Origin of the sequence: Pantoea sp. At-9b (assembly GCF_000175935.2) — a bacterium.
Taxonomy (GTDB): domain Bacteria; phylum Pseudomonadota; class Gammaproteobacteria; order Enterobacterales; family Enterobacteriaceae; genus Pantoea.
In genome coordinates this window covers 189,821-211,697 of record NC_014841.1, presented here as the reverse complement: position 1 = coordinate 211,697, position 21,877 = coordinate 189,821, and the positions used below count along the sequence as shown (strand labels likewise).

Genomic DNA, 21,877 nt, shown 5'->3' with positions numbered 1-21,877 from the left:
TTTATGATTAGTCGCACGATATCAGGAGTGGCATGTACCCTTCTGTTAGCTTTATCACCTTTAAGCCAGGCAGCAAATGTATTACCTGCACCCAAAGAAGCTGACTGGGTCGCCAAAGAATTTACTTTTAACAACGGCGAAAAACTGAAAGATTTACGTATTCATTACTACACACTCGGCGACCGCAGTAAACCTGCGGTATTATTACTCCACGGAACTAACCAGCCAATTAACGCGTTACTGGCTCAGGGTTTTGCCGGTGAGCTATTTGGTCCGGGGCAGGCACTGGATAGCAGTAAATATTTTATTATCATCCCGGAGAGCATTGGCTCCGGAAAATCATCCAAACCTTCGGATGGTTTACGCATGGCTTTTCCTCACTATGATTATGACGATATGGTGACTGCCCAATATCGCTTAATTAAAGAAGGTTTGGGTATTTCTCATCTGCGGCTGGTGATGGGCTATTCGATGGGAGGAATGCAGACCTGGCTATGGGGTGAAAAATACCCGTCGATGATGGATGCGCTGGTGCCGATGGCATCACAACCCAATGAATTGTCCGGTCGCAACTGGATGCTGCGCCGCATGCTGGTCGAATCCATCAAAGGCGATCCGGCCTGGGCAGAAGGCAACTATCACCAGCAGCCGCCGGTGCTAAAAACCGCCAATATTATGTTCAGCATCGCCACGACCGGCGGTACACTGGCGTATCAACACAAAGCACCCACGCGTGCGCTGGCGGATAAGCTGGTTGATGAACGTCTTGCAGCACCGGTCACTGCCGATGCGAACGACCTCATTTACATCTGGAGTTCATCGGCAAATTATAATGCGTTACCTGCCCTGAATCGCATTAAGGCACCGATGTTAATTATTAACTCCGCAGATGATGAACGAAATCCGGTGGAGACTGGCATTTTACAGGGTGAATTGCATCAGATAAAACAGGCTGAATTGCTGCTTATCCCGGCGAGTGCGGAAACCAGCGGCCATGGCACCATGATGCAGGCAAAATTTTATCATGCACGGCTGAAAACGTTCTTAGCACATACGCCCGTTACCACAGAAAATCATTAATATTTTTCTTTATCGGGAAGTCACTCAGGTGACTTTCCATTTTTTAATAAGGGATTTATTTTCGACAGCACTCTCCTTTTTATCATTTAATCGTTAGCAGGGAACACTCTATGTTTCGTAGAATAAAGATCCGTACTGCACTCAGCATAATGATTTTTTCACTGACTGCATTATTACTCTTCGTCGGCGTTCTGGGATTATTTGCCGTGCAGTCGGGAAATAAATCCTTTGCCACGGTAGACACTGAAGTTTTGCCAGGATTAGTGGCGCTGAATGAAAGTTCAGAACTCTTATTACGTGGCCGACTGGATTTGCGTTTATATGAATCACTGATGGGTAGCGGCGACACCGAAAAAGCCAAAGTTGCGCTGGAGCGCGCCCGTGGAAAAATTGATAGCGCCAGCGCGAAATGGCAGGACTATCTGAAATATCCGCAATCCGCAGAAGAGCGGCCGATTGCGGCAAAAATGGCCTCCACCCGTGATGCGTTAATGAAAGAATTCATTGATCCCGCCTTTGTTGCGCTGGAAGCCGGTAAGTTAGACGAATATCGTCAGCGAGCAGGCAAATCGACGGCGCTGTATGGTGCATTTGATGCCGCCTCTAAAGCACTGGTCGCCTTTAAACTGAAAAGCATTGATGTCGCCTATGACGATTCCAGCGACCGGGTAAAACGCATGGCGTTCGTTTTGTACTTCTCCATCGCCTGCGCCCTGGTACTGGCCGGTCTGGCCTGGTCGGTAATGACCAATCTGATCGTCAAACCACTCAATAACGTGATCGCTATATTTGACCGTATCGCCGAAGGCGATCTGCGCGCCCGTATTGATATCAGCGGGAAAAACGAGATCGCCCAGCTGTTTGCCGCCGTACAGCGCATGCGCGACGGGCTGGAAAACATGGTACTGATGGTGCGCAGCGGAACAGATGCCATCGGCACCGGCGTGGAAGAGATCGCCTCCGGCAATATCGATCTCTCCAGCCGCACCGAGCAACAGGCTGCTTCGCTGGATGAAACCGCATCCAGCATGGAGCAAATCATGGCGACGGTGCAGAATAACGAAGACAACACCCGCAAGGCGAATGCGCTGTCACAGAAAGCGTCAAACTCCGCGTCACGCGGTGCTAACGTGGTGTCGGAAGTGGTATCCACCATGAGTTCGATTGAGAAAAGCTCCGCCAAGATTGGCGATATCGTCGGGGTTATTGATGGCATTGCTTTCCAGACCAACTTGCTGGCGCTGAATGCCGCCGTTGAAGCCGCACGTGCCGGAGAAGCAGGACGTGGATTTGCCGTGGTGGCCTCAGAAGTGCGTGTGCTGGCGCAGCGCAGCGCTACGGCTGCGAAAGAGATCGGCACCATGATTAATGACTCGCTCAGCAGTATTGAGCAGGGTTCCGGGCTGGTGAAACAGGCGGGCGTTACCATGAATGAAGTCATGGTTGATGTGAAAAAAGTGGTCGAGATTATGGATGAAGTGATGCTGGCCTCCGGGGAGCAGACACGCGGTATCTCGCAGATCAATATTGCCATTCAGCAGATGGACGGCGTGACCCAACAGAATGCCTCGCTGGTTTCTGAAGTGGCAACAGCGGCCAGTTCGCTACAAGAACAGGTAGTGAACCTGCAACAGTCGGTGACGCGTTTCCAGGTGGATGACGATAAAGCCACATTTGGAAATGATCGCTATACCGGCCCGCATGACCTGGCATTGATTAACCTGAACTGATCGCAAATAGCCGGACCTTTTCTCCCGCAGAGATAAAGGCCCGGCTGAAATAAATGACGTCACCGCCCCTCTGCTACCCCCTCTATACGGCTCTGTCAGCTTAACTCACCGCCAGCAAGATATATCTTTCGCCATCAAATATCGTCTCTGCCGATAAATAATGCAAAAAAAATAATGACACCTCACAACTGCAATCTCGTTATAATATGATGATTCATCACCTATAACATTTAAAAAGAGAAGAAGAATGAATGCTTATTTCGCCACCAGATACGCAAAAATAAAGAACTTACCATTCATTCTAAAGGGCAATAGCGCTGAGAGAAAGCTCAGTCTGACCATTCTCATCTCTGGCATCGCCAGCATTTTGGCCGGTGTCTATATGGCTGCGTTAAACTTTTCCATTGGCGATCGCGCTATCGCGTTTTTTTATTGCATGACCACTATTCAAGGGGTATACATTTCGGCCACCGCCTTCTGGAATAACATTAATCGCCACATTTATATTATTACGCACAGTTTATTACTTAGCATTATTCTGCTTTGCCTTTTTGATAACAATCATGATTTTGCCAAACATTCCGAATACAATTACCTTGTCGCATTAACAATTGGTGCCGCATTGGTATTACGCCAACAGTCCTGGTATTTAAAGCAGGCATTTCCTTTGATTTGTCTGCTGGTATACCTGTTTTTTGTATCCACCGGCACATTATGGCAGGATGGTCGCCTCCAGACTGATATGGCGCATATATCCGGTTTTTATATCGCTAACTGCTCGGTGCCTGTGGTGGCGCTTTTACTGGCTGTATTTACCGCACGCGGAAATTACTCTGAAACCGATTTAATTAAGCGTGAACTTTCTCTGGCGATTGAGCGAAACCAGTTGCAATTGTATTACCAACCACAACTGGACAGTAATAAGGCCTTGATTGGCTTTGAAGCTCTGCTGCGCTGGAAACATCCGGCCAAAGGGTTTATCTCTCCTGAAGTATTTATTCCGATAGCCGAGAAAAGTGGTCTGATTATCGACATCGGAAGATGGGTCATGGAGCAAACATTACGGCAAATTGCTGAATGGGAACGCCTTCACCACCTCGGAGACATTGCCTTCTCCATCAACATCAGCCCATTACAGCTCATGCACCGCAACTTTACTCAGGATACGCTACTCACATTATCACGCAGTAAAATCCGCCCGGAAAGAATCAAGTTTGAAATAACCGAAACCACCTTCATCTATGATCAGGAGAAAATTGCTGAAGTCATGCATCGCTTCAGTGCGCTGGGCATAAAATGGGCGATTGATGACTTTGGTGTGGGTTATTCATCGTTAAAATCAATCAGCGATTTCGCTGTTGATGATATCAAGATCGATAAGTCACTTATTATGCAAGTATTCAAAAATGAATCCGCATCTTTAGTGGTACAAAAAACCATCGAATTATCCCGTGAGATGGGGTTAAACGTGCTCGCCGAGGGAATTGAAAATGAAGAATATTTTGAATACCTGAAAAAAATGGGCTGTCATTTGTTTCAGGGTTTTCATTTCGCCCGTCCCCTGCCTGCGGCCGATGCCTTGATGTGGATTAAAAAACAAAGATTATAATGAGAAATCCGCCCCTCCCGCGAGCGTTAACTTTTGGTGTCGGGGAATGAAATAACCTATACTGCCGCTCATTACCATCGTATTTCAGGGAAGAAAATGCATCTGCTTTCAACCAACCGTACCGATATCTATCTGCTGACAGAAAATCTCTCTGCGGCTTATCTCGCTTTTTTAGTGCATAACCGGGACCATTTTTCCCCTTTTGAACCTTTACGTACCGACGAGTATTTTACCCTTGATCACACCCGTCAGCGGATTATCGATTCAAGCGCTGATTTTGTCGCCAGAAAAAACCTGTTGCTGGTTTTTACACCGCAAGGCGAAGAGAAGATCATTGGCAGCATCAATTTTACCAACTTCGTATATGGTGTTTTCCAGGCATGCTATCTGGGTTTTTCCCTCGACAGCAGGTATCAGGGCAAAGGATTCATGCACGAAGCGCTGACGATGGCGCTGTCTTATGTGCGAAGAGAATATGGTTTGCATCGGGTGATGGCGAATCATCTCCCCACCAACCTGCGTAGCAGCAACACCCTGGCGAAGCTGGGATTTTGCCAGGAAGGCTATGCAAAGTCCTACCTTAAAATCAACGGCAGCTGGCAGGACCATGTTCTTAATGCATTGGTTTTCGATGAAACTATCTGACTGCCAGCCGGGGGATTAACCTCGATGGTTGTTCCCCTGGTTTGCATTAACTCGTCGCCAGCGCCACTGCCTTGCGCAACCCGCTCACCCCGGACGAGTTAACTGGCGTCACCAGCGCGTAGTTGTAATGCTGATCACTCCAGTACTGTGCCATCACATCGTCGGCCTGACGTTCACCATGGGGTAATTTCACCGGATCCAGCGGGCGGATATACCAGCCCACCCGTGTCCCTTGCGGGTCCTGATACATAATCAGCGCGGCTGGCCCCTGTGCCGTCGCCATCAGCCGCGCCCCCACCAGCCTGAAACCAAACTGTTCGAGATTGGGTGGCGGATTACCATTGATAAAATACCGTGCCACCCAGCTGCTGAGTTCGGCGTGCTGGCTCGCTATTACGTCCATCGGGGTTTGTGTCTGATTATCAAAGATTTTATAAGCCTGCACGGCGTCTTCCATCGGCTGCGGGCTGCTCATGGTCTGCGACTCTTTCAGTTGCCAACCGGCGACACCACCGATACTTACCGCCAGTACCAGCATACACGCCGTCGCCAGTTGCCGTAACCGCTGTTGCCGCATCTGACGCCGCAGGTATTGGGGATGGGGACGATCCATTGCCGGCGAGTGCCGGCTGATAGCCTGCCGCAATTGTTGCGCGTCCGCCCGCCAGCCAGCAACTTGCGCAGCAGCCTGCGGATTGTCCTTCAGATAACGTTCAACGCGCTCTGCCGTGGCTTCATCCGCTTCGCCATCCATCCAGGCATGGAGATCGTGTTCATCAGGTGGCAAAGTCATTTCAGTCTCCTTAGCGGCAATGGCGTCGCCTTACCTTCCAACTGCTCATGCAGCAACTTGCGTCCACGTGACAACCGCGACATCACGGTCCCCAGGGGGATATCCAGCGTTTCAGCCGCCTCTTTATAGCTCAGGCCTTCAACACTCACCAACAATAAAATGACGCGATAATCCTCAGGTAACGCCGCAAATACCGCCAGCGTATCGTCGGCAATCGCCATCGATTCGGAGGATTGTGCAAACATCTCTTCACCGCTGAAAAAAGTCAGCAGCTTCATATAGCGCTTGCGCCGCCGTTCGCCATCAACAAACTGGCGATACAGAATGGCAAACAACCAGGCGCGCAAACTCTGTTCCCCCTCGCTCTGCCGCTGGCGGGTTAACGCTTTCGTCAGGCAACTTTGCACCAGATCCTCCGCGCTGTGCGGATTGCGGGTCAGCCACAGCGCAAAACGTTCGAGATGGGGCATCATCTGGCGGATTTCATCATCAGTCAGCTGGGACATGGCTATCCTTTAGCGTCTACGGGTGCCCGACATACTGGAAAAAACCCCATCGCGCAGTATCAACGCATGAAACAGCGCGGCGGCTAAGTGCAGCAACACGGTGATAAATAATATCAGCGCCACCAGGGTATGCAGTGGACGCAGTATGGCGTACCAATCATTATCCACCGGCAAAATCGGCGGCAGAACCCAGTGACCACCTAAAGTGATCGGGACGCCCGCCGCAGACAGCATCCCCCAGCCGATTAACGGTTGGAGCAGCATCATCGCATACAGTGCCCAGTGCGAGAGATGCGCCATGCCACGCTGCCAGGCAGGGAGAGACGCAGGTAATGCCGGGGTAACAGTAGCAAAGCGCAACCACAAACGCACGATCACCAGCACCAGAATCATCAACCCCAAGGGTTTATGGATGGTGACCAGCAGGCTATGTAGCGACGACACGGTGGCGACCATTGCTACGCCAATAAACAGCATCGCCACAATCGCCGCCGCCATTAACCAATGAATAATGCGCAGTGCAGGGTGAAAATAGCCGACATGTCTCATAAATGGGTCCCCGCTTGTTGTGCCTGTTCATGTGTGCGCAGGTTGTAGGATTTGGCATAAGCCGCCGAACGCGCATTAAGTAACGGATCATCGGATGCAGCAATACCATCCGGCAGAATCAGCGGATCGTAATTGATGTCGTTGCACGGTCCCTGCTGCTGCGGCACTGCCCGGGTTAGCACTAAGGTCCCGGCATTGATGGTTTGACGGTCGGCAGGCCAGACTTTCGTCGCATTGCTGCCATCATCACCTGGCTGGGCAACGGTAATGATCAGATCCCATTTCAGCGGCGCTTGTTTCAGACGTTGTTCTAAATCCTGTTGGAGAAAATCTTTGTCATTTTTATCCGCCGCACTGATCGGCTGATAATCGGCATGCGGCACCATACTCCAGCGCACCAGATGCGCAGCGCCCGCTTTATCGATAAAGCGAAACGCATTCAGACTATTAAAACGATCGCTGGCCCAACTGGAGGAGGGAACGTATTGCTTTGCCCAGGCAAGGAACGCCTTGAATTCAGGATGTTTCCCAACGAAGGCACCTAACTTCTGTGGATCGGGTTTACCTGTCGCCGGATCGGGTAGCGTGGCGGTTTGCAGTTCATAAAATCCTTCCGGCGTTGCGACCGGGAACAACGGCATAGCATTCATTCCGGTACGCCATTGCTCACCGTCGTTCAGCTGAAAAGCTAACGCCATACTGCGCACCGGCACCGCATAATCCGGCGCTGACGGGTTACCCCCTGCGATGGCAAAGCGCCCGGTTACCGAGGTCTCACCCGGTGCAAAGAGCGCCGCGCGTGATAACGCACTGGCGTTGCCGTTGGCAGCAAACGTGCCAATCACGCAGATCCCTTTGGCATGGTTGCGGCGATAGCCCGGGTGCTCACCGCCCGCTTGCTGCAACACCGAGACCAGTTTGTCCGAGGTCAGGCGTTCTGGCGTCAGCCAACCACCTGCCCACAAAAACAGCACGAGTAAAACCAGTGGAACCAAACCGATCAGCAATACGCGCCGAAGTTTCTGACCGGTAGAAAGTGGAGTTGGAATCATTTTTTGCTCACCCTGCTCACATTGAGCCCATAAGACGAATGAGCGGCAGGTTTATTCCCGCAACCAAAAAATTTTTTATACGTGAGTGAAGCGATCAATAAGATATAAATTAAATTATAGGTAGTACAATTATCATGATTATATTTATGTAGCAGTTGTCATTACTCTGCACTCCTCAATGTCACGGGAGGCAGATATGCCACTGGTAATTTACGTTTTTACAATCAGCGCCTTTGCGCTGGGACTGGCCGAGTTTGTCCCAATCGGCCTGACCGATATCATGGCGCGGGGTCTGGGTGTGGATGTCGAACAGACCGGTATCATCATCACCGCATACGCGCTAGGCGCGACCTTCGCGGCACCGGTACTGACAGCGTTGACGGCGGGCTGGAGCAGAAAAGGCACCATGCTGGTGACGGCACTGGTGTTTACGCTTGGCAGCCTGTTCTCTGCACTGGCGGTTAACCTGCCGATGATCATCATCGCCCGCTTTGTCGCGGGTCTGGGTCATGGCCTGTTCCTCGCGGTAGCTTCCAGTACGGCGGCGCGGTTGGCAGGCAGTCACAAAGCCGGCAGTGCCGTGGCGGTGGTGTTTGGTGGTTTCACCCTTGCGATGGCGATTGGTGTTCCACTAAGCACCTGGCTCGGCAGTTTCATTTCATGGCGGCTGGTGATGGGAGCGATCGCCGTGTTTGGTGCAATCGGTTTTCTCGGTTTACTGTTGGGTATGAAAGATCCGTTGCCAACCGCGCCCCAAGAGCGTGCCGGTGGCGCGCTGGAGCATATTGCCGCCATCTTTAACCGGAAGCTGCTGGCAGGCGCGTTGGTGACGGTGCTGGCGTATGGTGGATCCTTCACGGCCTATACCTACATTGCACCGTTTCTCACTGAGATGACCCAGGTTTCTGCCCGTACCGTCAGCCTGTTTATGCTGATTTTCGGTGTCATGGCGGCGCTGGGCAATATTCTTGGTGGCCGTCTGACCGATAAAATGGGGGTGAATCGTGCCAATATCTTCATCGTGAGTGGGCTGGTTATCGTGACGGCCGGTATGTGGCTGTTCAGCCAATCGGCGGTGATGATGGGTGTGCTGGTCGCCATCCTCGGCATGCTGACCTTCGCGGCAGTTCCGGCACTTCAGGCCCGACTGATTGGCGTCGCTGAAGTCCACGCTCCCCATGCTCACGGTGTCGCGGCGGGTCTGAATATCGCGGGGTTCAACTCCGGGATTGCCCTGGGTTCGGTGCTCGGGGGGGTGACCATTACCGGGCTGGGGATCATCTGGGTCGGTCTTGCCGGAGCAATCCTTTCCTTGCTGGGGCTGGTGCTGTTGGTGGCACAAATCAGACGCGGTGGTGATATCACGTTACGCTCGGCTGTTGGCACAGGACACTGAACGGAGCGCCTTTACGGCGCTCCTTTATGATGTAGCGGCGCGATTTATCGCGCGATCCCGATGGACAGGTAACATTATGAGTCACCTTGCGCACTTACGTACCTTTTTGGAAGCTTACCGATGCGGATCATTCTCGCGGGCGGCAGAGCAACTCGGCATCACGCAGCCTGCGGCGTCTTTGCATATCCAGTCTCTGGAGCATTTTGTCGGTAAACCACTGTTTATCCGCCAGGCACGGGGAGTCAGCGCCACGGATGCCGCTGACGAACTGGCGCGATCGATATCGCCCTTTATCGATGGCCTGGAGGCCAAACTGGCCAGTTTCCGCCCCGGAGAAGCGCAGGGGAAAACCCTGTACTTCATCGGTTCCTCCGACTTTGTGCACTATCGCTTTGCCGCTACACTTGCCCGACTGATGGACCAGGGTTATCGCATTCGCTTTAACATTGGCACCCGCCAGCAAATTTACGAAAAACTGCATCAGGAAAGTGTCGATTTTGCCATTACCGCCACCCCACCGGATGAACGATTATTTGGCTATAGCCTGCTGCATACCGAGCGTATGTTGCTGGTTCACGCCCCAGCACTGACCGAAATGATTGGTCATCATCCAACACCGGATACGCTCTGTAACGTCCCGCTGATTGCCTTCGATGAAGAACTCCCATTGGTGAGAAACCTGTGGAGCATGATGTTCCGCAGCGCGCCAAGCTTACAGGCCAGCTGTACCGTACCGGATATGCGCATCATCAGGCAAATGCTGATCGGCGGCCACGGCTGGAGTGTATTGCCTGATTATCACTGCGAAGACGCTTTACAGGAGGGGTTACTGGTCAGCCCGACGCACAAGGAACTGGCTCCGACCAGCCATCTTTATCTGGTCTGGCATAAAAATCGGGCGGGAAACAGCATGACTGCGGCCCGGGAAGTGATCATGTCTTCTTTTCCCTTCCCCAGCAAATCAGAAGAAAGATAAGCGCTTTTGCTCCAGAAAGGCCCGTTCCTCAGCTGATGACGCCCTGCCCAACAGCGCATTACGATGCGGATAGCGGCCGAACCTGAGGATAATGTCGCGATGTTGCTGTGCACTTTGTGCATAGGAAGTCCCTTTAAGTTGTGCAAACAGCCCCACCGCTTTTTCATGAATGGCGACTGACTCCGAATGCATCCACGGCATTAACATAAACCCCTTTTCGTCGAGGGTGAGATATTCCCACCCCTCAATGTTTAACGCCTCCTGCGAGAGGATCAAGGCCATGCCATCCTGCTGCCAGGCAACGCTACTCTGACGGTTCAGGTTACGGGAAAATTGGTCGAGAATAATGATTTCGGCGAGACGGCCGTAGAGATTTTCACGCCAGGTAAACAGTTCCCCCCGGCAGGCTGACACCCAGCAATGACCAAATAACCGGCGTATTTCGTCGTCAAACGCCTGATCGTTTTTGAACCATTTATCTTCGCTGGTATGACTGAACCAGAACTGGAGCACATCTTCGTAATTCATCATTTACCCTCCACCACCATCATCGTAGCGGCGCGATTGATCGCGCCGCTACGGAATGTACCTGCACGTCAGAGGGAAACATGGTGACTGGTCAGCACGTTATCCACATAACGATGAATCATCAGCGCCGGAGGATCGTTAACCGGGGGAACCGTATCGGTACCAAACCAGACGGGATTCGCCGGGCACAACGAGCCACAGATATAAGCCGGCACCCCGGCTAAAGCACCCGCTATCGGTCGGTGAACATGACCAGAAGCAATCGCCAACAGCTTGCCGGGCATATGCCTGATCAGCGCAGCCAGCTCGGGAACGCCTGCACACATCGTCTTGTCCAGTGAGGGGATCCCCGATGCAAAAACATGATGATGCAGAAATAGCAGCGCGGGGGATGTATGGATATCCCGGAGTTGTTGCTCCAGCCACGCAATATGATTAACTACGCTACCTGCTGTCACACCCACTAACGTGGAGTCCAGGCCGAGCAGACGAAGATCACCAGCATCATAATTAAAGTGCAGAAACTCATCTGCGGCAGTAGCCCCCCAAACCGCACGCATCTGGCGGCGATCATCAGAATTACCGGGAAGCACCCGCGAAGGCCACTTTTTCTGGCTAAGCCGCTCGGCAATCAGCGCATACCCTGCAAGCCACTGGTTATCAATCAAGTCCCCGGTCAGCACCAGAACATCCGGGTTAAGCTGATCGAGCCACGCAAGGGCCTTATCGAACCGTTGCAGATTGTCATTGTCAGGGGACGCATGAATATCTGAGATCTGCGCAACCAGCATATTTACCTCAGCATGCGGCAAGGGAACCAATAACCGCGATGGCGCGATCCGTATCCTCCCAGGCCACAAAAATATGGTCATGGTAGTAACCCGCAACCACGTTGCAGCTGATGCCCTTCTCTGCCAGTGCCGCAGAAAATGCCGCAGTCAGCCCAACGGCAGCCAGTGAAGAATGGACTTCCAGGGTGATCCATCCGGCGAGATAGTCATAGCCAATGCCTTGCGCCTGCGCCACCGCGAGCGGCAGCACCAACGTGGTTCCTTCACGCTCCCGTACCACTACCACGGCCTGTGCCAGTAACTCAGAGGCGGGGTTGGGCAAAGTACAAAAGACGAACTGTCCCTCATTACGTCTGGGCGATGCCGAACGCAACAATATCTGAAGATTATTTTCACCTGACATTATCATCACTCTTTTCATCATGGACCTGGGTTGCTTTCCCACGTAAGAGGATAGCCGCAACCCCTCACGGCGTGTATTCTGAGCCAAATAATTTCAGACATTTGATGGGGAGAAGCTATGTTGTTATCCAGCCTGATGGCCATTGCAGCAGTTCTGGTTATGGGTGTGATTAGCCCGGGTCCTAGCTTTATCTATGTTGCCCGCAATGCTGTCGCGCGCTCACGTTTACACGGCCTGTTAACTGCGCTGGGTATGGGAACCGGCGCGGCGATCTTCTCCATCATGGCGATGTTTGGTCTGGAGAAGATTCTGGTTGCGCTGCCCGAATTATTTACCGGACTAAAAATTGCCGGTGGCCTCTATCTGATCTGGATGGGCTACAAGATCGCGAAGAATGCGTCAAAACCCTTTAGTGTGACCTCAGGATCGTTATCAGAAACCCATTCGTTGTTCGCCACCTGGCGAGACGGATTGCTGACCCAGTTGAGCAATCCAAAAACTGCCCTGGTCTTTGCCTCCATCTTCACAGCGTTACTCCCCAAAGAGATTCCCGGATATTTCTATTATATTCTTCCGCTAATGGCATTTGTCATTGATGCGGGATGGTATTCACTGGTCGCGGTTTTATTATCCTCGAAGCGACCACGAGATATTTATCTGCGCCTTAAGCGCGCCATCGACACCCTGTCCTCGACGATTCTGGTGTTGTTAGGGGTTAAAATTATCCTCACATCGTTTCAGAAATAACCCGCAACCCAACAGGCTTCCATACGGGAAGCCTGTCTGGTCATAACCCTACAATGATCGAATCGCCGGAAAATCAACTTCCGTGTCATTCACCCGATTAATCATGTTGGTGAACAGAATCGCGGTCACCACACCGATGGTTTCAACCACCTGTTGGTCACTAAAACCGGCGTCGCGAAATGCACTGACATGATGAGCTGATAACGTACCGCGCGAAGAAACCAACAGTTGCACAAACTTCACCAGCGCATCAATTCTGGCATCATCAACCAAAAACCCCTGGCGCAATTCAAGCGTCTGTGCCTCGCTATAGCCCGCTTTTATCGCCTGCGGCGTATGCGCGGCAAGGCAATAATCACAGCCACTTTCCTCACTGACCGCCAGGTTAATCGCCTCACGTTCACGCGCGTTGAGGCTGCTCCTGGCCAATACCGCGTTCAGCTGTAAAGTCTGCGCCAGAATATCAGGGGCATTGCTGCCAATGGTCAAATACGCATTGGGGACTTTCCCCATCGCCTGTTTAATGCCTTTGAACAGCTCCGCGGCTTTGCCCGTAGCTTCATCAAACGTATCCGTATGTAAACGACTCATCTTATTTCTCCGATTTTGCCACTGAAGATCCCAGATAACGCGTGGCCGGGATATTGTGTGAAAAGTCCTGAATCACCGCTTGGCGTGCCTGTTCCCATTGCTGCAAACGACTTTCGTCATGCAGTGACGGGATGGTGATCAACTCGCCATGCAGGAAGCCGTTCAGCGCGGCATCAACCATATCTTCCGCTTTCATCACAATCTCCGGATCGAGCTGACTTAACGGCAAACCGCCGTTATCCCAGAACGGGGTGGCTGTCGCGCTGGGCAGCACCACCTGGACCTGAATCCCTTTGCCTGACAATTCATGATGCAGAGACTGGCTGAACGCCAGCACATAGGCCTTGCTGCCACCATAGACTCCGTTCAGGATCTCGGGGGCAATACCGACAATCGAGGCAATGTTGATGATGGCCCCCCTTCCACGGCTAATAAAACCTGGCACAACGGCGTAAGTCAGCCGGGTTAACGCGGTGACGTTGAGATTAATCATCGTCGTCATTTGGTCGACATTGCTATCAACCAAGGGTGTGTGTGTGCCCATGCCCGCGTTATTCACCAATAACGTAATGCTGGCATCGTTTCGGAGCTTCTCCTCCAGTGCCGCCAGTTGCTGCGCGTCATTCAGGTCTGCGGCCACCACTTCCACATTACGTTGGCTATCCGCCGTGATATGGCTGGCCATCTGGTTCAGACGATTGTGGTTACGGGCGACAATGATCAGGTCATAACCCATCTGTGCCAGCCTGGCGGCATAAATGGCCCCCATGCCGGTCGACGCGCCCGTTACCACCGCCGTGCCTTTCACTGTCTCACTCATCTTTTTCACCCTTCATGATGTGTTGGATGCATTGAGGTTACGCCATCGCCGTACCGCGAAAATGACGTAGAGGGGTGCGATTTCAGACATCTTTCCGCCGGAAAGTGATTGATTGAAGGGGAGGGATCTTTCAGGATAGTTTGCCCATCTGCCAACACAAGGATCCTAAAATGCATCGGGTTGGATTGCTGATTGCCGATCAATTTCAGTCACTGGCTTTATCGACACTCACCATTTTCGAGTTTGCCAATTTGGTACTTGGCGAGCCGTTTTATCAATGCACGGTGTATTCAGAAAACGGTGGTCAGGTTTCCTCTTCTTTCGGCATCAGTGTGACGACCCTTGCCTTAGACGATGATTCTTCCGCCGATACTTGGTTAATCGGCGGTGTGCTCACGCCGGTCAAACTTCCGGCCACCGACCGGGTGGTGCATTTCCTGCAAAATCATGCGCTGCGGGCGCGCCGTGTCGCGGGGATCTGCACCGGGGCCTTCGTGTTGGCTCAGGCTGGTTTACTTGCCGAACGCCGTGCCACCACCCATTGGGCTTATGCCCAGAGCCTGAAGACATTGCATCCCACCATCAGAACCGAAGATGATCTGATTTATATTATTGATGACCAGATTTGGACCTCCGCCGGGATGACGGCAGGCTTAGATATGGTGCTGGCAATGGTGGAAAAAGATCACGGCAGCGAGGTGGCACGCAGCATCGCTCAACGTATGGTGATGAATCAAAGACGTTCAGGTGGACAACGCCAACACTCGGAGCTGCTGGCGCTATCACCACGCAGCGATCGCCTGCAAACGGCGATCGAATATATCCGCAACAATCTCACCAAGTCACTTTCCGTCGAGCAGCTCGCGGATGCGGTGCATCTTAGTTCCCGCCAACTGAACCGCTTATTTCTGGCTGAAACTGGAAAATCACCGGCGCGCGTCATTGAGCGTTTGCGTCTTGAAGCGGCCCGGTTGTTGATTGAGCAAACCCGGTTCTCGCTGGACGTGATTGCGCGGGATTCAGGATTTCGCGATCGCCGCCATATGCGCGACGTGTTTATACGGGGCTACGGGATCCCCCCGCAGGCGCTGCGGGTCGGGAAGAATCCCGTTTAGTCGGGTAAACGCCTCTCTATTCATACAAGCTGCGTTGTTCGGTTTCAGCAACCCCGATCGCGGCTGACAAGAAGCCGAATTCCTACTCACTTGCCAGGCCGTTTTTATGACGCACAATATCGGCCATAATTGACAGCGCTATCTCAGCCGGGGTTTTGCTGCCAATCCTCAGCCCAACCGGTGCATGGATGCGGCTCAACTGCTGTGGTGTAACGTCGCCATACATCACCAGGCGTTCTTTGCGGCGCAGGCTGTTCTTATGCGAACCCATGGCACCGATATAGAACGCCGGTAGATTGACCGCTTCCATCATCGTCAGATCATCGATACGCGGATCGTGGGTTAACGACAGGATCGCCGTGCCCGGATGGCATCCCTGCCGCTCCAGATAAAACGCCGGGAACTGTTTTATCAACGTTACCCCCGCAGCAAGATCGGCGGCCAGAATGTTCAGTACCTCCTCCCGGTGCTCACAGACGAGGGTTTCAAAACCCAGCGCCAGCGCGAAATTGGCGCAATACACCGCCACGCTCGACAAGCCGCCGATAACCAACCTTGGCGGCGCAGAAAGGGTTAACGTCACTGCATCTCCGATGATGTGTACCGCGGTCCTGCTGCCGTACTCCGCCGGTTCCAGTGAGCTACAGGGCGCAGGCAGCGTTACCCTTTTCGTCATTGCCGTCGCGCTGATCAGCGCGTCATACATCTGCCCGAGGTAAGCCAGCGCCCCGCTCCCCGGCAGCAATTTTTCCACCAGAATATCCAGCACCCCACCGCACGGCAGCGCCCGATCCGGCTCATAACCACCGTCACCATAACGCACCAACTGACTCGGGGCAGAAAAGGCATTATCACGCATCCGCGCGATGAAACTCTCTTCAACACAACCACCGGATAGTGAGCCGCAATATTGCCCGTCTTTGCGGATCACCATCATCGCCCCCGGCGGTCGTGGCGAGGAGCCATACGTGCTCAACACGGTGCACAGCCATAGCTCATGGGTTTGCGCCCAATGCCGGGCAGTGCTGACCACCTGCACATCAAGATTCTGCATCACATTCTCCCAAAGGCTGTGATTAACGCATTTGCAGGATGATCACGTTGCTACTGGCCGGATCGGTTTTGTCGCGCAATGCCTTGACTGCCTTCGCGTCGGTTTTTTCTCCCTGATTTCCCCACGAAGAACGGATAAAATTCACCACATCCGCCGCTTCCTGATCGCTGAGCTGTTTACGGTAAGGCGGCATACGGTAAGCATCGGGCACGCCATCCGCCACAATGCGGGCTGAGCCATTCAGCAGCACGTTGATTGATGAAGCGCTATCAACCTGCATCGAGGTCGCGCCTGCCAGCGGTGGGATCCACGGTGCCTGGCCACGCCCATCCGGGCCATGACAACTGCTGCATCGTGCCATGTAGGTCTGGCTGCCGGGTTGGAGAGGTGCCTCTTGCTGCGAGGACTGCCACCCCTTACCGTTGTTGTTACTGCCCGGTGGCAGCGACTTCAGGTAGTGGGCAATGGCGCGCAGGTCATCATCACGCATAAACTGGGTGGAGTTATTGAATGCATCAGCCATTGAACCAAACACCACCGCGTGCTGATTGCGGCCTTTCTTCAGGAACGTCACCACATCCTCTTCGCTCCAGCGGCTGATACCGGTGTTGGCATCGTTACGCAGGCTGGGGGCATACCAGCCATCCAGCAGCGCACCGGCCAGATAATCCGGGCTGCTGGCATCCAGGGCTTTCTCATTGAACGCCAGCCCACGCGGCGTATGGCAGCTACCACAATGTCCCGGCCCTTCCACCAGATAGGCACCGCGATTCCACAGTGCATCCTGATTTGCCACCGTCTGCTGCGGCCCACCACGCGAAAACGCGGCGCTCCACAACGCCAAGGGCCAGCGCATATTCAGCGGCCAGGGGATTTCCGTGGCGCGATTCTGGCGTGACACCGGTTTGACGTCATGCATCATAAAGGCATAGAGCGCCGCGACATCTTCATCGGTTAACTTCTGATAGGACGGAAACGGCATCGCCGGGTAGAGGCGGTGGCCATCACGTGCGACGCCATGCCGCACGGCACGATCGAAATCCGCCAGCGAATAGTGACCGATACCGGTTTCTCGATCCGGAGTGATGTTGGTGGTATAGATTTTGCCCACCGGCGTCGCCATCGCCAGACCACCGCTGAAAGGCGGGCTGTCCGGCGTACTGTGGCAGGCGACACAATCGCTAAGCCGGGCCACATACTCACCCCGCCGGATAAGTTCGGCAGACACAGGTTGTTGAGCGGTATTTGCACCATCAAAGGAGGAAGATGGCGTGCGCAGCAGCCACAACAGCGCTCCTGCGGCCACGCACACCACGCCAATTACCATCAGGCTGAGCCTTTTTATCCTCATGTCATCCATCCTCAGGCTCGGGTAAAGTCATAACGAGAAAGTGGCATCGAACGGATGCGCTGCCCGGTCAGCCGGGAAACGGCATTGGCAACGGCGGGCGGAATGGCCGGTAACGGCGGTTCACCGATGCCGCCCATCTTTGCCCCGCTCTCGACAATGCGCACCGCCACCTTCGCCATCCGTGAAGGCGGCAGGATCGGATACATGTCGTAGTTACGCGCTACCGGTTGCCCCTGCTCATACACGCTCTCTTCCAGCAATACCTGAGACAGCCCGAGCGCTATCGCGCCATTGACCTGCGCTTCAACGATCGCCGGATTGACTATGCTGCCCGGATCGACGGCTTCCCATACCTGATGCACCCTGACCTGACCATTCTCAATCGACACCTCGGCAATGGCTGCCGCTTCAGTGCCGAAAGGGGAAGCCATCGCCACACCCCGGGCGCGGCGGCTACCATCTGCAGCGGTATAAGGCCCGGCCTGCCAACCACCGGACATCTCCGCCACCGTATTCAGCAGTTTGGTCAACCTTTCGTTACCCTGTAACAAATGCAGCCGCAGGGCGAAAGGATCAATTTTGCCCTTGTCCGCGATTTCATCGAGGAAGCACTCGTAGAGAAAATCATTCATTGAGTTGCCTACCGAGCGCCAGTAACCCAGCCGCACCGGGCCTTTCTTGTAGATTTGGGCGATGCGCACATGCGGGATGGCGTAGGATTTTCCGGCCAGTCCTTCCACTGCTGTCGGGTCCAGTTTGGCACCCTGTTTCCCGGCCAATCCCTCCGTCGGACCTTCACAAATGCTGATGGCTTCCAGTGCCAGCGGATAGCCGTTGCCATCCAGACCGGCACGAAAACGCACGGCAGCCATCGGTCGGTGGGTGTCGCGTAAGAACTCCTCTTCCCGGCTCCAGATCACCTTCACCGGACGGCCAACCGCCTGAGCCAACAGGATCGCCTGGGGATAAACCATTGCGCTGTCATAGACAAAGTGCCGGCCAAAAAAGCCGCCCAGCAACGGCGAATGGATAATGATTTTTTCTGCCGGCAACCCGGTACGTTTCGCTGCATCAGCCTGGAACATTTCCGGTGCCTGATTGGGTAGCCACAATTCCAGCGTGCCATCGGCATTAAACCGCGCCAGGGCGGAAGGCGGCTCCAGTTGGGCATGATTGAGATACTGGCTGTGATAGGTCGCTTCCAGCGTGCTTTTCGCCGCTGACATGCCCTCGCTGATATTGCCTTTCACTTCCGCGTCCGCGCCATTGCCCGGTTCTTTCGCCAGCGCTGCCGCAAAGGCCGCAGAGGAGAAATCCGCAGGCATATAGCGACCATCCGGCGTCTGCGGTTCCTGCCATTCAACCTGCAAGGTTTCGGCAGCACGCTTCGCCTGCCACCAGCGTTCGGCCACGACCGCCACGGCACCGGGTAGCACATGCACGGAATGCACGCCTTTCATTGCCTTAACCTGCTGCACATTACGCAGTGGGCCAGCGGTCAGGCCAAGACGTGGCGCGTGCTGAACTGCCGCATGCAGCATGTCGTCTACGTGACAATCGATGGTGTAGATCGCCTGGCCGGTCGATTTCTCATGCATATCCAGGCGTGGCACCGGTTTGCCGATCCAACGAAATTGTGCGGGATCTTTCAGATGAACCGCATCCGGCGACGGAACCGGCAAATCACGAGCTCGCGCCGCCAGTTCACCGTAGGAGAGTGAACGGCCGGAATCATCATGAATCACTTTACCGGGTTCGGTACGCAGGCGTTCAATCGGCACATCCAGTACTGCGGACGCGGCCTGCAGCAGCATGTGACGCGCCAGCGCGCCGAGGCGGCGCATGGTGGTGTAGCTGGTACGTACCGACTGGCTGCCGCCGGTAATCCGCAACCCGCTGTCCATCACTTTATATTGTGCCCCTGCCGGGGCGTTCTCCACCACGAACGTGGCGGGGTCAGCATCCAGTTCTTCACCAACAATCTGCGCCATCGCGGTAAAAATACCCTGCCCGCCTTCAATAAAGGGCGAGAGGAACTTCACGGAACTGTCCGGTCGGATCTCAAGAAAAGCGGGCACCAGCGTGCCTGGCGCGGCAACAACGCCAGAGGCTTGTGCCCGAGTCTGTCCCACGGGCAAGCCAATGCCCAGCACCAAAGCGCCCGCCATGCTGCCGGTTGCCAGCAGGAAACGTCGCCGGGAAAGGTTGGTGGGCCGATGTTCGCTCAGTGATGCCAGCACCTCATCACGCTCACTCATGCTTTCTCTCCCTTACCAGCCACATCATGAATGGCGGCACTGATCGCGTTGTAGGTGCCACAGCGGCACAGGTTCACCATGGCAGCGGCAATCTGGTCATCTGTCGGGTGGGCATTTTGTTTAAGCAACGCGGTCGCCGCGATGACTTGTCCTGACTGGCAATAGCCACACTGCGGCACCTGATACTTGATCCAGGCCTCCACCACCCGTTTCCCCATCTCGTCCGTTTCAATCGCTTCGATGGTGGTAATTTGTTTGCCCGCCACCTGATCAATCGGGGTAACACAGGCACGCGTCAGCTTGCCGTCGATCATCACCGAGCAGGCACCGCATTGCGCCAGGCCACAGCCATATTTGGTGCCGGTCATGCCCAGATCGTCACGGATCACCCACAGCAACGGCGTATCGCCCTCTGCATCGACTTGCCAGACTTGGTTATTGATGTGCAGTTCCATAGGTCTCCGGTATTCATTAAATGAGATGATGCAAAATAGAAAAGCGAGAAAATATCCGGGGCGGGAAGGTCGTAATATAATATTATTTACAACGACTCTCTCGTCCGCCCGGGCAGAAATAGCAAACACACTTAAGCTCCGATTATTATTAAGCGTAGCGCAATGTTTAATAGTTAATATCGAAATGCCGTTATGAATTAAATTCACCAATCCATTCCTGAACCTCGCGCACAATTCCGCCGATGAATGAGAAATATTCTTATTCAAGTTTCCTGTTTAATGTTCTGTGCTAAAGGATAACGCCAGGCGTCAATGACGTGGATTACGCTGAAAAGATCAGATAATTTGCAGCTGGTTGTGAAAAATAATCACAAATAAGGCGCAGACAGAATGAATGATATACAGGCGTTTATTGCCGTAGCCCGAGAAAGAAGTTTCACCAAAGCGGCGGCGATGCTTGGCGTCAGCCCTTCCGCTCTCAGCCATACCATGCGCAACCTGGAAGAAAGAATTGGTGTCCGGCTGTTGGCGCGTACCACGCGCCATGTTGCACCGACAGAAGCCGGTGAAAAGTTGCTGCTTTCCGTCGCGCCGTTGTTTGAGCAAATAAATAGTGAAATTGAACGTATCGCCGAATTACGCGCGACACCCGCCGGCAATATTCGCATTACCTGTTCCGATAATGCTGCGGAAGAGTTACTGCGCCCGATGTTGCCTGCTTTTCTGGCGCAATATCCGGATATCAGCGTCGAGATCTGTATCGACTACGGTTTTACCAATATTGTCTCCGAACGTTTTGACGCCGGTATCCGTTTGGGCGAATCCATAAGCAAAGATATGATTGCCGTGCGGATGGGGCCCGACTGGCGACTGGTGGTCGTCGGGACGCCGGAATATTTTCAGGCCAATCCTGTCCCGCTGACACCGCAGGATCTCGCCCGACATCGTTGTATCAATATCCGCCACTCTCCCGCAGGCAGTGTCTATGCCTGGGAATTTGAAAAGGAGGGGCGAAAACTGAATATTCGCGTCAACGGTCCGCTGATCTCGAACAGTATCCTGCACGTGATGAATGGCGCGCTGGATGGTATCGGGCTGGCCTATGTACCGGACGCCATGGCCCAGCCACATATTGCCGCCGGACGCCTGGTGGAAGTGCTGTCTGACTGGAGTCCACTGTTTGAAGGTTTTCACCTTTATTATCCGAATCGACGCAATACCTCTTCCGCCTTCGCCGCCTTTGTTGATGCCGTCAGATACCGGGGGAAAATTCGCTGATTGCCAACGCGATGGCAACCACGCAAAAACTTAAAAATTGTGACCTGTGCCGCAATCCCTCTCCGTTCGCCATCAAGCAAGATTACTAATAAAAACAAAGCAGCTGCCGACACGAAGACGATCCTTAATATGACAAGTGTCACAAATTCA

The 21,877-nt window shown here is 53.6% G+C and carries 22 protein-coding genes; 9 read left to right on the top strand and 13 right to left on the bottom strand.

Going from position 1 to position 21,877, the window contains the following annotated elements:
- The first annotated feature begins 3 nt into the window (after positions 1–3).
- The 4 genes from PAT9B_RS28295 (at position 4) to PAT9B_RS28280 (ending at position 5,064) form a co-directional block, all read left to right on the top strand.
- The gene (locus tag PAT9B_RS28295) at positions 4–1,080 is read left to right on the top strand and encodes an alpha/beta fold hydrolase (RefSeq protein ID WP_013512714.1); all 1,077 of its coding nucleotides are present in this window, start codon (positions 4–6) and stop codon (positions 1,078–1,080) included.
- A gap of 110 nt (positions 1,081–1,190) precedes the next feature.
- On the top strand, positions 1,191–2,810 hold the full coding sequence (locus PAT9B_RS28290) for a methyl-accepting chemotaxis protein (protein ID WP_013512713.1): 1,620 nt from the start codon (positions 1,191–1,193) through the stop codon (positions 2,808–2,810).
- A 247-nt stretch (positions 2,811–3,057) separates the two neighbouring features.
- Positions 3,058–4,419 (top strand): bifunctional diguanylate cyclase/phosphodiesterase, encoded by a 1,362-nt coding sequence (locus PAT9B_RS28285; RefSeq protein WP_013512712.1) that lies wholly within the window; start codon positions 3,058–3,060, stop codon positions 4,417–4,419.
- 96 nt (positions 4,420–4,515) lie between these two features.
- Positions 4,516–5,064: a GNAT family N-acetyltransferase gene (locus PAT9B_RS28280; RefSeq protein ID WP_013512711.1), complete on the top strand. Its 549-nt coding sequence runs from the start codon at positions 4,516–4,518 to the stop codon at positions 5,062–5,064.
- A 46-nt stretch (positions 5,065–5,110) separates the two neighbouring features.
- On the opposite strand, the gene PAT9B_RS28275 is transcribed toward PAT9B_RS28280, so the two are convergent.
- Genes PAT9B_RS28275 through PAT9B_RS28260 form a run of 4 tightly spaced genes read right to left on the bottom strand, consistent with a single transcriptional unit; the run spans position 5,111 to position 7,964 of the window.
- The gene (locus PAT9B_RS28275) at positions 5,111–5,857 is read right to left on the bottom strand and encodes an anti-sigma factor (protein ID WP_013512710.1); all 747 of its coding nucleotides are present in this window, start codon (positions 5,855–5,857) and stop codon (positions 5,111–5,113) included.
- On the bottom strand, positions 5,854–6,363 hold the full coding sequence (locus PAT9B_RS28270; protein WP_013512709.1) for an RNA polymerase sigma factor: 510 nt from the start codon (positions 6,361–6,363) through the stop codon (positions 5,854–5,856). The genes PAT9B_RS28275 and PAT9B_RS28270 overlap by 4 nt, the downstream gene beginning before the upstream one ends.
- Before the next feature lie 9 nt (positions 6,364–6,372).
- Positions 6,373–6,912 carry a cytochrome b gene (locus tag PAT9B_RS28265; RefSeq protein WP_013512708.1) on the bottom strand — a complete coding sequence of 180 codons (540 nt, stop codon included), beginning with the start codon at positions 6,910–6,912 and terminating at the stop codon, positions 6,373–6,375.
- Positions 6,909–7,964, bottom strand: a complete 1,056-nt coding sequence (locus tag PAT9B_RS28260) for a catalase family peroxidase (RefSeq protein ID WP_013512707.1) — start codon at positions 7,962–7,964, stop codon at positions 6,909–6,911. The genes PAT9B_RS28265 and PAT9B_RS28260 overlap by 4 nt, the downstream gene beginning before the upstream one ends.
- A 196-nt stretch (positions 7,965–8,160) precedes the next feature.
- Here PAT9B_RS28260 and PAT9B_RS28255 point away from each other — a divergent pair, with 196 nt between their 5' ends.
- Together PAT9B_RS28255 and PAT9B_RS28250 are read left to right on the top strand one after the other, a co-directional pair.
- Positions 8,161–9,360 carry an MFS transporter gene (locus tag PAT9B_RS28255; protein WP_013512706.1) on the top strand — a complete coding sequence of 400 codons (1,200 nt, stop codon included), beginning with the start codon at positions 8,161–8,163 and terminating at the stop codon, positions 9,358–9,360.
- Between the two features lie 76 nt (positions 9,361–9,436).
- Positions 9,437–10,336 (top strand): LysR family transcriptional regulator, encoded by a 900-nt coding sequence (locus PAT9B_RS28250; RefSeq protein WP_013512705.1) that lies wholly within the window; start codon positions 9,437–9,439, stop codon positions 10,334–10,336.
- On the opposite strand, the gene PAT9B_RS28245 is transcribed toward PAT9B_RS28250, so the two are convergent.
- The 3 genes from PAT9B_RS28245 to PAT9B_RS28235 all read right to left on the bottom strand — a co-directional run bounded on the left by PAT9B_RS28245 (position 10,322) and on the right by PAT9B_RS28235 (position 12,058).
- On the bottom strand, positions 10,322–10,867 hold the full coding sequence (locus PAT9B_RS28245) for a DUF924 family protein (protein WP_013512704.1): 546 nt from the start codon (positions 10,865–10,867) through the stop codon (positions 10,322–10,324). The two genes, PAT9B_RS28250 and PAT9B_RS28245, sit on opposite strands and share 15 nt — an antisense overlap.
- Before the next feature lie 65 nt (positions 10,868–10,932).
- A complete protein-coding gene (locus PAT9B_RS28240) occupies positions 10,933–11,655 on the bottom strand; it encodes a metallophosphoesterase (protein WP_013512703.1) in 723 nt (240 codons plus the stop codon).
- A 7-nt stretch (positions 11,656–11,662) separates the two neighbouring features.
- Positions 11,663–12,058 carry an ACT domain-containing protein gene (locus PAT9B_RS28235; RefSeq protein ID WP_041526300.1) on the bottom strand — a complete coding sequence of 132 codons (396 nt, stop codon included), beginning with the start codon at positions 12,056–12,058 and terminating at the stop codon, positions 11,663–11,665.
- A gap of 117 nt (positions 12,059–12,175) precedes the next feature.
- Here PAT9B_RS28235 and PAT9B_RS28230 point away from each other — a divergent pair, with 117 nt between their 5' ends.
- Positions 12,176–12,805 carry a LysE family translocator gene (locus PAT9B_RS28230; RefSeq protein ID WP_013512701.1) on the top strand — a complete coding sequence of 210 codons (630 nt, stop codon included), beginning with the start codon at positions 12,176–12,178 and terminating at the stop codon, positions 12,803–12,805.
- A 48-nt stretch (positions 12,806–12,853) separates the two neighbouring features.
- Here the strand turns inward: PAT9B_RS28230 and PAT9B_RS28225 are convergent, their stop codons facing one another.
- Both PAT9B_RS28225 and PAT9B_RS28220 read right to left on the bottom strand, forming a co-directional pair.
- Entirely contained in the window at positions 12,854–13,396 is a 543-nt protein-coding gene (locus PAT9B_RS28225; RefSeq protein WP_013512700.1) for a carboxymuconolactone decarboxylase family protein, read from the bottom strand.
- A 1-nt stretch (position 13,397) separates the two neighbouring features.
- On the bottom strand, positions 13,398–14,216 hold the full coding sequence (locus PAT9B_RS28220; RefSeq protein WP_013512699.1) for an SDR family oxidoreductase: 819 nt from the start codon (positions 14,214–14,216) through the stop codon (positions 13,398–13,400).
- 170 nt (positions 14,217–14,386) lie between these two features.
- Here PAT9B_RS28220 and PAT9B_RS28215 point away from each other — a divergent pair, with 170 nt between their 5' ends.
- A complete protein-coding gene (locus PAT9B_RS28215) occupies positions 14,387–15,331 on the top strand; it encodes a GlxA family transcriptional regulator (protein WP_013512698.1) in 945 nt (314 codons plus the stop codon).
- Between the two features lie 82 nt (positions 15,332–15,413).
- Here the strand turns inward: PAT9B_RS28215 and PAT9B_RS28210 are convergent, their stop codons facing one another.
- The 4 genes from PAT9B_RS28210 to PAT9B_RS28195 are packed head-to-tail and all read right to left on the bottom strand — an operon-like array spanning position 15,414 to position 20,449.
- Entirely contained in the window at positions 15,414–16,385 is a 972-nt protein-coding gene (locus PAT9B_RS28210) for an XdhC family protein (RefSeq protein WP_013512697.1), read from the bottom strand.
- Positions 16,386–16,407: 22 nt separating this feature from the next.
- On the bottom strand, positions 16,408–17,736 hold the full coding sequence (locus tag PAT9B_RS28205) for a cytochrome c (protein ID WP_013512696.1): 1,329 nt from the start codon (positions 17,734–17,736) through the stop codon (positions 16,408–16,410).
- Positions 17,737–17,747: 11 nt separating this feature from the next.
- Positions 17,748–19,994, bottom strand: a complete 2,247-nt coding sequence (locus PAT9B_RS28200) for a xanthine dehydrogenase family protein molybdopterin-binding subunit (protein ID WP_013512695.1) — start codon at positions 19,992–19,994, stop codon at positions 17,748–17,750.
- Complete coding sequence (locus tag PAT9B_RS28195; RefSeq protein ID WP_013512694.1) at positions 19,991–20,449, bottom strand: (2Fe-2S)-binding protein; 459 nt, start codon at positions 20,447–20,449, stop codon at positions 19,991–19,993. The genes PAT9B_RS28200 and PAT9B_RS28195 overlap by 4 nt, the downstream gene beginning before the upstream one ends.
- Positions 20,450–20,839: 390 nt before the next feature.
- Here PAT9B_RS28195 and PAT9B_RS28190 point away from each other — a divergent pair, with 390 nt between their 5' ends.
- Entirely contained in the window at positions 20,840–21,727 is an 888-nt protein-coding gene (locus PAT9B_RS28190) for a LysR family transcriptional regulator (RefSeq protein ID WP_013512693.1), read from the top strand.
- Positions 21,728–21,877: the final 150 nt, after the last annotated feature.

What these genes read in the sequence shown, in the direction of transcription:
- PAT9B_RS28295 (WP_013512714.1), top strand. Translation starts at nt 4, where the DNA reads ATGATTAGTCGCACGATATCAGGAGTGGCATGTACCCTTCTGTTAGCT.
- PAT9B_RS28290 (WP_013512713.1), top strand. Translation starts at nt 1,191, where the DNA reads ATGTTTCGTAGAATAAAGATCCGTACTGCACTCAGCATAATGATTTTT.
- PAT9B_RS28285 (WP_013512712.1), top strand. Translation starts at nt 3,058, where the DNA reads ATGAATGCTTATTTCGCCACCAGATACGCAAAAATAAAGAACTTACCA.
- PAT9B_RS28280 (WP_013512711.1), top strand. Translation starts at nt 4,516, where the DNA reads ATGCATCTGCTTTCAACCAACCGTACCGATATCTATCTGCTGACAGAA.
- PAT9B_RS28275 (WP_013512710.1), bottom strand. Translation starts at nt 5,857, where the DNA reads ATGACTTTGCCACCTGATGAACACGATCTCCATGCCTGGATGGATGGC.
- PAT9B_RS28270 (WP_013512709.1), bottom strand. Translation starts at nt 6,363, where the DNA reads ATGTCCCAGCTGACTGATGATGAAATCCGCCAGATGATGCCCCATCTC.
- PAT9B_RS28265 (WP_013512708.1), bottom strand. Translation starts at nt 6,912, where the DNA reads ATGAGACATGTCGGCTATTTTCACCCTGCACTGCGCATTATTCATTGG.
- PAT9B_RS28260 (WP_013512707.1), bottom strand. Translation starts at nt 7,964, where the DNA reads ATGATTCCAACTCCACTTTCTACCGGTCAGAAACTTCGGCGCGTATTG.
- PAT9B_RS28255 (WP_013512706.1), top strand. Translation starts at nt 8,161, where the DNA reads ATGCCACTGGTAATTTACGTTTTTACAATCAGCGCCTTTGCGCTGGGA.
- PAT9B_RS28250 (WP_013512705.1), top strand. Translation starts at nt 9,437, where the DNA reads ATGAGTCACCTTGCGCACTTACGTACCTTTTTGGAAGCTTACCGATGC.
- PAT9B_RS28245 (WP_013512704.1), bottom strand. Translation starts at nt 10,867, where the DNA reads ATGATGAATTACGAAGATGTGCTCCAGTTCTGGTTCAGTCATACCAGC.
- PAT9B_RS28240 (WP_013512703.1), bottom strand. Translation starts at nt 11,655, where the DNA reads ATGCTGGTTGCGCAGATCTCAGATATTCATGCGTCCCCTGACAATGAC.
- PAT9B_RS28235 (WP_041526300.1), bottom strand. Translation starts at nt 12,058, where the DNA reads ATGTCAGGTGAAAATAATCTTCAGATATTGTTGCGTTCGGCATCGCCC.
- PAT9B_RS28230 (WP_013512701.1), top strand. Translation starts at nt 12,176, where the DNA reads ATGTTGTTATCCAGCCTGATGGCCATTGCAGCAGTTCTGGTTATGGGT.
- PAT9B_RS28225 (WP_013512700.1), bottom strand. Translation starts at nt 13,396, where the DNA reads ATGAGTCGTTTACATACGGATACGTTTGATGAAGCTACGGGCAAAGCC.
- PAT9B_RS28220 (WP_013512699.1), bottom strand. Translation starts at nt 14,216, where the DNA reads ATGAGTGAGACAGTGAAAGGCACGGCGGTGGTAACGGGCGCGTCGACC.
- PAT9B_RS28215 (WP_013512698.1), top strand. Translation starts at nt 14,387, where the DNA reads ATGCATCGGGTTGGATTGCTGATTGCCGATCAATTTCAGTCACTGGCT.
- PAT9B_RS28210 (WP_013512697.1), bottom strand. Translation starts at nt 16,385, where the DNA reads ATGCAGAATCTTGATGTGCAGGTGGTCAGCACTGCCCGGCATTGGGCG.
- PAT9B_RS28205 (WP_013512696.1), bottom strand. Translation starts at nt 17,736, where the DNA reads ATGAGGATAAAAAGGCTCAGCCTGATGGTAATTGGCGTGGTGTGCGTG.
- PAT9B_RS28200 (WP_013512695.1), bottom strand. Translation starts at nt 19,994, where the DNA reads ATGAGTGAGCGTGATGAGGTGCTGGCATCACTGAGCGAACATCGGCCC.
- PAT9B_RS28195 (WP_013512694.1), bottom strand. Translation starts at nt 20,449, where the DNA reads ATGGAACTGCACATCAATAACCAAGTCTGGCAAGTCGATGCAGAGGGC.
- PAT9B_RS28190 (WP_013512693.1), top strand. Translation starts at nt 20,840, where the DNA reads ATGAATGATATACAGGCGTTTATTGCCGTAGCCCGAGAAAGAAGTTTC.